We start from the raw sequence: 9,270 nt of genomic DNA, 5'->3' as shown, positions 1-9,270 counted from the left end.
AGAGCCCCGATGCCGCCAGCCTGCCCCTGGACCTGGCCGTGGCCCTGCTTCAGGATGCCAACGGCGTCATCGACATCGGGCTGCCGGTCCGCGGGAACCTCAACGACCCTCAATTCAGTTTCGGGGGCATCATCTGGAAGGCCTTCACCAACCTGATCACCAAAATCGCCACCGCTCCCTTCCGGGCCCTGGGGGCTCTTTTGGGCATAGAGGGCGAAAGCCTTGAGGCAGTGGCCTTTGAGCCCGGAAGTGCAGCCCCTTCTCCTCCTGAACGGGAGAAACTCGACAAACTGCGTGAGGCGCTGAAGCAGCGGCCTCAGCTTCAGGTCGTCGTGACGGGCCGCTATGACGCACAGGCGGATGGTCGGGTATTGCGGGAACGCCGGGTTCGAAGGACTCTGGCTGAAAAACGGCAGACTCCCTTGAAGCCCGGCGAGGATCCCGGTCCCGTCGATTTCAGCAACCCTCGGGTACGGAAGACTCTCGAGAAATGGTTTGAGGAACGATTCGGCGACGAGGCCTCGGATCAACTGGAAGAGGAGCTCGACGCCGCCGAGAAAACACAGTCCCCGGATCCGGGCAGGGCGGCCAAGACGATTTTCGAGCGCCTGGTGGAAGCAGAGCCCCTGGAACCGAAAGCCCTGGAAAACCTCGCCGCGGAACGGGCGACAGCCGTGGTCAAGGCCCTCACCGGCGAGAACGGCATACCCGGGGAACGTGTCTCCGCAGGACCGCCCGAGGCGAAATCCGGAAAAAACGCCGCGTCCGCGGGGCTGGCGCTGGAAGCTAAGTGAAGACTGAAGGCTGAAGGGGTGCATGGGCGAGAATCGAAGGGTTTATGCCCTTTCAGCCTGTTTTACCCTCAGTCTCGCCCGTGAAAAACCGAAAGTTCAATTTTCCCTTGACGAGATTAACGCTGAGAATTATAGTGCGTTTAAAAACTGACTGTTTAATCAGTCAGGCTGATTGAATGATCAGTATACGCCTGTTGTCAGTCGAAGAGGAGATCATGACCAAAAAAGAAGCCATCCTCGTGGCCGGGACCAAGCTGTTCGCCCGGAAAGGATTCAACGGCACCTCCATGGCGGAGCTGGCCGAGATGACGGATATTGCCGGCGCCACGATTTTTTATCATTTCAGCAACAAGGAAGAGCTGTTCCTCGCCGTGCTCGAAAAGACGAAAGACGGTCTGCTCAAGGCCTTCGACGACTATTTCAACGAAAAGATCTTTGAATCGGGCCTGGAGATGGTGGAAGGCGTCGTTTCGTTTTTTCTTTATATGGCGGGACTGCGGGAAGAGTGGTTCATGCTCCTCCACCGCAATCATCCCTATCGTCTGGCCGAAGTCAATCCGGTCTGCCGCCGGCATCTCGAAGTGATCTACAACTGTTTCGTTGACATTTTTGAACGGGCGATTCGAAGAGGCAAGGCCGACGGCTCCATCCGGGAGGTCTCGTCGCACAAGACCGCCCTCATCCTGCTTGCCATGGTCGACGGAGTGGTACGGTTCAAAACGTACCAATTATATAACGCAGGGGCTCTGTACAACAATCTGATCGAATTGTGCAGAAACATGCTGAAAAAACAAACATGATAATTGCAGGGAGGAGTAATGATCGAAAAGGTTTTACCTTTCATCGGTTGGTTCAAATCCTATCGCGGGGAGGATTTCAAGGCGGACGTCATCTCGGGATTGACCGTCGCCCTGGTCCTGATCCCCCAGTCCATGGCCTATGCCCAGCTGGCCGGGCTGCCGTCCTATTACGGGCTGTACGCCTCGTTCCTGCCGCCGATGACGGCGGCACTCTTCGGCTCCAGCCGTCAGTTGGCGACGGGGCCGGTGGCCGTGGTCTCCTTGATGACGTCGGCGTCACTGGCACCCCTGGCGACCGCCGGCAGTGAGGCCTATATCGCCTATGCCGTTCTTCTGGCGCTCATGGTGGGACTGTTCCAGCTCTCTCTGGGCATCCTCCGGCTGGGGCTCGTGGTCAATTTCCTGTCCCATCCGGTGGTGAACGGTTTCACCAACGCGGCGGCCATCATCATCGCGTCGTCGCAGCTCTCCAAGATGTTCGGCGTCACCGTGGACAGTGCGGAACACCACTACGAAACCATCATCCGGGTGTGCCAGGCCGCCGCCCACTACACCCACTGGCCGACCCTCATCATGGGCGCGGCTGCCTTCGTCATCATGTACGGCCTCAAAAAGCTGGCCCCCAAGGTCCCCAACGTTCTGGTGGCGGTGGCGCTCACCACCGTCATCGCCTGGGCCATCGGCTTCGAGCACAACACCCATGCGCGGCTGGACGCCCTCATGTCCCCAGAGGCCCGCACGGATATCGCGGCATTCAACAGCATCGTTTCCGAGATCCCCCTGAAGGCGGAAGAGCGGACCCGGCTGACCCAGGAGATGGAGGCGGCCAAAGCAAGCCGGGACGAGCTGAAACTCCTGGACGTCGAACACGATCTGGGCGTCGTCAACCTCAACATGGAACGCCTCGGCAACCAGTCCCATCAATACCGTGAACGCATACGCGCCTATCTCTTCGAAGGAGCGCCCCAGCCCGACGGTTCCCTCCTTTTCTATCCCAAAGGCACCCTTCCGGCAGGTGAAACCGGAGACGGCCGCATCTGGCGGGTCAAAATCGGCAACAGTCTTCTCGACCCCGAACAGCTTCTGATGATGGGCGGCGGCGCGGTGGTGGGCAGCATTCCCAAGGGGCTTCCCTCCCTTTCGGTCCCCAGAATCGATTTCGGCGTCATGATGCGGATGCTTCCCTTCGCCGCCATCATTTCCCTTCTCGGGTTCATGGAGGCCATCTCCATCGCCAAGGCCATGGCCGCCAAAACCGGCCAGCGCCTGGATCCCAACCAGGAACTGATCGGGCAGGGCCTCGGCAATATCCTGGGCGCCGTGGGAAAAAGCTATCCCACCTCGGGCTCCTTCTCGAGGTCCGCGGTCAACCTCCAGTCCGGGGCCGTGACGGGGCTTTCCAGTCTTTTTACAAGCTTTGCCGTCGTCATCGTGCTGCTCTTCTTCACCCCGCTCCTGTATCATCTGCCCCAATCGGTCCTCGCCGCCGTCATCATGATGGCCGTCATCGGCCTCATCAATGTCTCCGGCTTCATCCATGCCTGGCACGCCCAGTGGTACGACGGCGCCATATCCATCCTGTCCTTTCTCTGCACCCTCGCCTTCGCGCCCCATCTGGACAAGGGGATTATGGTGGGTGTGGTCTTGTCGATCATCGTCTTTTTGTATAAAATGATGCGGCCTACCGTGACCTCCCTTTCCCGACACGACGACGAAGGGCTCAGGGACGCGGTGGCCCACGGCCTCCAACGGTGCGAGTATGTCGACCTGGTGCGGTTCGACGGCCCACTCTTCTTCGCCAACGCCAGCTATCTGGAGGACAAGATCAACGATCGGCTGCAGCAACAGAAGAATTTGAAACACATCATCATCGTCGCCAACGGCATCAACGACATGGACGCCTCGGGGGAGGAAATCCTGTCCATTCTGGTGGATACCGTCAGGAGCGGCGGCGTGGACATCTCCCTCAGCGGTGTGAACGAATCGGTCATGGCGGTGTTGGAGCGAACCCACCTGATCAACAAGATCGGGCGGGATCACGTCTATCCCACCATGGAAAAGGCCATTTGCGCCGTCCACGGCCAAACCCACACGGGTGCGATGGAGACCACATGTCCGCTCACCACCGTCTGTCGCATCGCATAATACGAGAATCAAGGAGGAAACCCCATGCCTGTCATTACATTGTTCAGCGGAGAATACTGCAACGAAGCGGCGGTGATCCGCGAGGTCGAGACGCGGACCGGTTATCGGAAAATCGAGGAAAACGATATCATCGGTCGGGCCGCCGGTCTTTCCGACATGTCGGAGGGAAAGATCCGCAGCGCCTTTTCTGCGAAAACCTCGCTTTTCAATCGGTTCACCCATGAAAAGGAGCGGGCCGTGGCCCATCTCCGCATGGCCCTCGCCGAGATCCTGGCGGACGACGATCTTCTGATCACCGGATTTTCCGGGCTTCTGATCCCCCGATCCATCAATCATGTCATGCCGGTGTGCCTGATTGCGGACATCCGCAGCCGTGTGGCCAGACTTCGGGAGACAAAAGCCGTCTCCGAGAAGGAGGCCCTGAACCTCATCCGCAAAAGCGACGAAGACTGCGCCGCATGGGTCAAGATGCTTTTTGACAAGGACGACCCCTGGGATCCCGTCCTCTACGACATCCTGGTGCCCACGGACAAGACCGACGCCGCCGACGCGGCGGCCCTCATCGTCGACAACGTCGGGAGCGAGGTGCTGAAGCGGACGGAGCGTTCCCAAAAGGCCGTGGCGGACTTTCGCCTGGCCGCCGAGGTCGAGGCGGCCCTGGCCCGGGAGGGCCACAGCGTGGGGGTTCGTGCCAGGGAGGGCGTGGTCGTCCTGACCATCAACAAGTTCGTCTTGATGCTGCACCGGCTCGAGGAGGAACTCAAGAGCATCGTGCAGAAGGTCCCCGGGGTCCAAAAGGTGCAGACCGAGACGGGAAAGGACTTCCACCAGACGGACATCTATCGCCGGTTCGATTTCGAGGTCCCCTCCAAGGTGCTGCTGGTGGACGACGAGCGGGAGTTCGTGCAGACCCTTTCGGAGCGCCTGATGATGCGGGATATGGGCTCGGCCGTTGCCTACGACGGTGAATCGGCCCTGGACATCGTGCGGGAGGACGATCCGGAGGTGATGATCCTCGACCTCAAGATGCCGGGCATCGACGGCATCGAGGTGCTCCGCCGCGTCAAGCAGACGCGGCCGGAGATCGAGGTCATCATCCTGACGGGCCACGGCAGCGACGCGGACAAACAGCTCTGTATGGAGCTGGGGGCATTCGCCTATCTCCAGAAGCCCGTCAACATCGATGTGCTGAGTGAAACCCTCAAGGCCGCCAACGCCAAGATGCGGGAGCGGGCCCGATCCAGGGACCGTTCCTGAAGCGGCCCGACCGCCCCAGGCATCCGTCCGCCCCGTCAGGGGCGGACATTATCCGGACCCCGCCCCCCAATGACGTATCGACGCGGGGCGGCGGGACCCGACGTCCTGCGAGGATAAAGAGATGATGCGAACCCTGTTCGAAAAATGGAAACCCGCCTTCTGGAACCTTCCGGTCCACACCCAGGGCCCGTTCAAGCACATGTTCAACTTCCGCCGGATCTGGAAGCTGACCGTGGCCCTCACCGCCGGGGTGACGCTGTTGCCCCTCATCGCCATTACGCTCATCGACTACAACGTCACCCAGTCGTCCATCGAGTCGGAGATCCTCCTCACAACCGCCAGAAGCGTCTCCAACACCAAGCGCAGCATCTCCTTTTTCCTGGACGAGCGCAAATCAGCCCTCGATTTCCTGGTCCACAACAACACCTTCGAATCCCTCATGGACGAATCGAACCTCGCCAGAATTCTGAGAGACCTTCAGAAGGGATTCGGCGGCGGGTTCGAGGACATGGGGGTCATCGATGCCGCCGGCCTCCAGCGCGCCTATGTCGGTCCTTACAACCTCAAGGGAAAGGACTACAGCGACCAGTCCTGGTTCCGGAAGGTGGTTGAAAGCGGCATTTACATCAGCGACGTCTTCCTGGGATTCCGGAACGTCCCCCATCTCGTCATCGCCGTGAAATACGATCTGCCCGACGGCGATTTCTACATCCTTCGCTCGTCCCTGGACACCTATCGTTTCATCCTGCTCCTCTCCGAACTGGAGTTGAGCGGCCGGGGGGACGCCTTCATGATCAACGACCACGGCATTCTCCAGACGCCGAGCCGGTACCACGGCAAGGTTCTTGAACCCTTCTCCCTGCCGGTGCCGGCGTATTCGGACCGCACCGAGGTGCATGAAATCCAGGACGTCAAAGGCGAGCCCATCATCTTCGGCTACGCCTACATCCCCAACACGCCGTTCATCCTCGTCATCGTCAAGCTGAAGCGCGCGATGATGAAATCCTGGCACCAGACGCGGCTTCAGCTGATCGGGTTCCTGGTGGCCAGCATCACCATCATCCTCCTCGTCATCCTGGGGGTGGCCACCTATCTGGTGAACAATCTCTACGTCACCGACCAGAAGCGTCTCATGAGCCTTCACCAGCTCGAATACGGCAGCAAAATGGCCTCCATCGGGCGCCTGGCCGCCGGGATCGCCCACGAGATCAACAACCCGCTGGCCATCATCAACGAAAAGGCGGGGTTGATCAAAGATCTTTTCTGCTATAAGAAAGAATATGCCGACGATCCCCGCCTGATCCGGACCATCGACGCGATCATCGCGTCCGTCGAACGCTGCGGCACCATCACCAAACGGCTCCTGGGCTTCTCACGCCAGTCCGACGTAATGCTCCAGAAGATCGACGTGGGGGAGCTGCTCCGGGAGGTGTTGAGTTTTACCGGGAAGGAGGCCGAGTATCGCTCCATCGACGTCACCGTTGCCGTGCAGGACGCGGTGCCGCTCATCGAAAGCGACCGCGGGAAGCTGCAGCAGATCTTCCTGAACCTTATCAACAACTCCTTCGCGGCCATGGAGGACGGCGGGCATCTCGAGATTTCAGCGGTCCTGAACGCTGCCCGGGAGGTGGTGGTCTCCGTAAAGGACGACGGGTGCGGCATCTCCGAGGCCGATCTTCGGCGGGTGTTCGAGCCGTTTTTTTCCACCAAAACCCAGAAAGGGGGCACCGGGCTCGGTCTTTCCATCACCTATAACCTGGTCAAGGAGATCGGCGGGCAGATCGACGTGGAAAGCGAGGAAGGCGTGGGGACGTGTTTCATCGTGCGCCTGCCCGTGGATGCTCAACCCAAAAAGGAGAATCCCAAGTGAACATTTTGCTGGTTGACGACGAAATAGAACTGGTCTCGACCCTGGCGGAGCGGCTGGAGATCCGTGGGATCGAGGCCCATTGGTTCACCAATGCGAAGGACGCGCTCAAATCCGCCGAAACCGTGCCCTACGACCTGGCGATTCTCGATGTGAAAATGCCCAGAACCTCCGGCCTCGAGCTGCGGGATCGCCTGAAACGAAAATATCCCAACATCAAGTTTATTTTCCTGACCGGACACGGATCGGAGGAGGATTACCGCAGGGGCGCCGTCGATGGGGCCGTTTACCTCGTGAAGCCGATCCAGATCGACCAGTTGATTGCCAGGATGAACGAGATCCTGAAGACCTGAGGAGACGATATGCATACCGACCCCAACACCATCGGCGAGGCGGGAACCCGGTTTTTCGGAAAGATATCCGCGACGGTCTCCCATGAAATCAAGAACGGGCTCGCCGTGATCAACGAAAACGCCGGCCTCTTGAAGGACCTGATCCTGATGGCCCAAAAAGGGCGGCCCCTGGATCCGGGGCGACTCGACAGCATCGCCGACAAGGTGCTGGAGCGGGTGGCCAGAGCGGACGACGTCGTCAGAGACCTGAACCGCTTCGCCCACAAGGTGGACGATCCCGTCGCCGGCGTGGACCTTTCGGAAAACCTGGCCCTCATGGCGGCGTTGACGCGGCGGCTGGCCGCCAACCGGGGCAAGAACATCAATATCAGCCCGCCGACATCGCCGGTGCAGATCACCACAAACCCTTTCGCGCTGCTGAATCTCCTCTGGTGCTGCATGGAAACCGCCATGGATGCCGCCCCGAAAACGCCGGAGCTCAGCGTTTCCTTCCGGAAGATCCCCGACGGCGCCCAGGTCCGGTTCGCCGAGATCGAGGACATGGATATGGTGTCGCACAAATTCGGCGACGGCGTCGAGGCCCTGTTGACGGCATACCTCGGCGCCGGAGTGACCGTGGCGGCTGACGGACGGACCCTGGTCCTCACCCTGCCGGAAAAGCGCTTTTCAGAAGATGCCGCCGGATGAACGGCTCTGAAAGATGGAAACCGGCCGAAAGTTCAAGATCGGGGTTTGCAAATTATGAAAATTGCGTCATAACAAAAATATGGGATGTGCCGCGGTGCCGTCAAAAATTTTTGCTCAACTTTCGACTTTCATGACGGTGACCGGAAAGAAGTGCCGACCCATAAATACCAAAAGTTGAATGCTTACCTCAACAAAGGAGATATACCATGCCGGAAAATATTCTGCTGATCGACGACGAAAAGGATTTTCTGGATGTCATGACTGAAAGAATGGAGGCACGGGGGTTTGAGGTCTCCACCTCCATGTCCGCCAAGGAAGCCCTGGGCATGATCAAGAAGGGCGCCTACGACGCCATCATCCTGGATCTACAGATGCCCGGGATGGACGGCATCGAAGCCCTGAAGGCCATCAAGGATATCCAGCCCGAGGCCCAGATCATCCTCCTCACCGGGCACGCCACCGTGGAAAAGGGTGTCGAGGCCATCAAACTGGGCGCCACGGACTTCATCGAGAAGCCGGCCGACCTGGAAACCCTGAGCCGAAAAATCAAGAACGCCCACGCCGAAAAGATCATGATCGTCGAAAAAAAGGAAAAAGAAGCCGTAATCGACGCGTTGAAGCGCTTCGGAATGTAACCTCCCCTCATCCGGCCTGTCGGCCGGTCCCCTACCCTGCTGTGTCCGGCCGGGCGTCGACAATATTGTCGACGCCTTGCGCCGTTTGTCGACACAGCGGGCCTACTCATTTTCGCAACCTCCTGTAATTCATACCGATCATGTTTGGCACGATTGTTGATAACATTTTAAAACAAACGGCCGTTTGGAAAAGGAACACTCGAGGGTCACGGACAATCGCCATCCCGGCAGGACAACGCCAATACACACGGATGCCGAAGCCGGCCCTCGACAATTGAAACCGACATGCATCGGACACGAAACAACCTCAGGAGTAAACAATGAAAATGACGGCAAAAGCGACATTGGCAGTTATGACAATCTTCATGGCGACAACGATATCGGCCGCGGCAGCGGATGTTCCGGGCAACAATGCCGCAGGCGCCGGTTCCATTATACTGGCGGGTAACGGCCACGGCCCGGGCGACGGCACCGGCAACGGCGGCAATGGTCCTGGCGACGGCACCGGAAACGGCCCCGGAGACTGCTCCGCGAGCGACGCAGCCGCACTGATTCTGGCGGGTAACGGCAATGGCCCGGGCGACGGCACCGGCAACGGCGGCGACGGTCCTGGCGACGGCACCGGAAACGGCCCCGGAGACTGCTCCGCGAGCGACGCAGCCGCACTGATTCTGGCGGGTAACGGCAATGGCCCGGGCGACGGCACCGGCAACGGCGGCGACGGTCCTGGCG

General features: G+C 59.6%; 7 protein-coding genes and 2 pseudogenes. All 9 read left to right on the top strand.

Annotated elements, in window-relative coordinates:
• Positions 1–794 (top strand): annotated as a pseudogene (locus AB7S84_RS14630) (hypothetical protein); the annotation flags it as partial.
• Between the two features lie 215 nt (positions 795–1,009).
• Positions 1,010–1,594: a TetR/AcrR family transcriptional regulator gene (locus AB7S84_RS14625; RefSeq protein ID WP_040416412.1), complete on the top strand. Its 585-nt coding sequence runs from the start codon at positions 1,010–1,012 to the stop codon at positions 1,592–1,594.
• An 18-nt stretch (positions 1,595–1,612) separates the two neighbouring features.
• The gene (locus AB7S84_RS14620; RefSeq protein ID WP_428155334.1) at positions 1,613–3,739 is read left to right on the top strand and encodes a SulP family inorganic anion transporter; all 2,127 of its coding nucleotides are present in this window, start codon (positions 1,613–1,615) and stop codon (positions 3,737–3,739) included.
• Between the two features lie 24 nt (positions 3,740–3,763).
• Complete coding sequence (locus AB7S84_RS14615; protein WP_020878265.1) at positions 3,764–4,996, top strand: response regulator; 1,233 nt, start codon at positions 3,764–3,766, stop codon at positions 4,994–4,996.
• A 121-nt stretch (positions 4,997–5,117) separates the two neighbouring features.
• Positions 5,118–6,866 carry a sensor histidine kinase gene (locus tag AB7S84_RS14610; protein ID WP_234979118.1) on the top strand — a complete coding sequence of 583 codons (1,749 nt, stop codon included), beginning with the start codon at positions 5,118–5,120 and terminating at the stop codon, positions 6,864–6,866.
• Positions 6,863–7,216 (top strand): response regulator, encoded by a 354-nt coding sequence (locus AB7S84_RS14605; RefSeq protein WP_020878267.1) that lies wholly within the window; start codon positions 6,863–6,865, stop codon positions 7,214–7,216. The genes AB7S84_RS14610 and AB7S84_RS14605 overlap by 4 nt, the downstream gene beginning before the upstream one ends.
• A gap of 9 nt (positions 7,217–7,225) precedes the next feature.
• A complete protein-coding gene (locus AB7S84_RS14600) occupies positions 7,226–7,903 on the top strand; it encodes a histidine kinase A domain protein (protein WP_020878268.1) in 678 nt (225 codons plus the stop codon).
• A gap of 206 nt (positions 7,904–8,109) precedes the next feature.
• Positions 8,110–8,538 carry a response regulator gene (locus AB7S84_RS14595; protein ID WP_428155330.1) on the top strand — a complete coding sequence of 143 codons (429 nt, stop codon included), beginning with the start codon at positions 8,110–8,112 and terminating at the stop codon, positions 8,536–8,538.
• A 320-nt stretch (positions 8,539–8,858) separates the two neighbouring features.
• A pseudogene (locus AB7S84_RS14590) lies at positions 8,859–9,270 on the top strand (hypothetical protein); the annotation flags it as partial.

The organism is Desulfococcus sp., from assembly GCF_050178255.1.
Lineage (GTDB): Bacteria > Desulfobacterota > Desulfobacteria > Desulfobacterales > Desulfococcaceae > Desulfococcus > Desulfococcus multivorans.
This window is presented reverse-complemented; position numbering and strand designations above follow the sequence as displayed.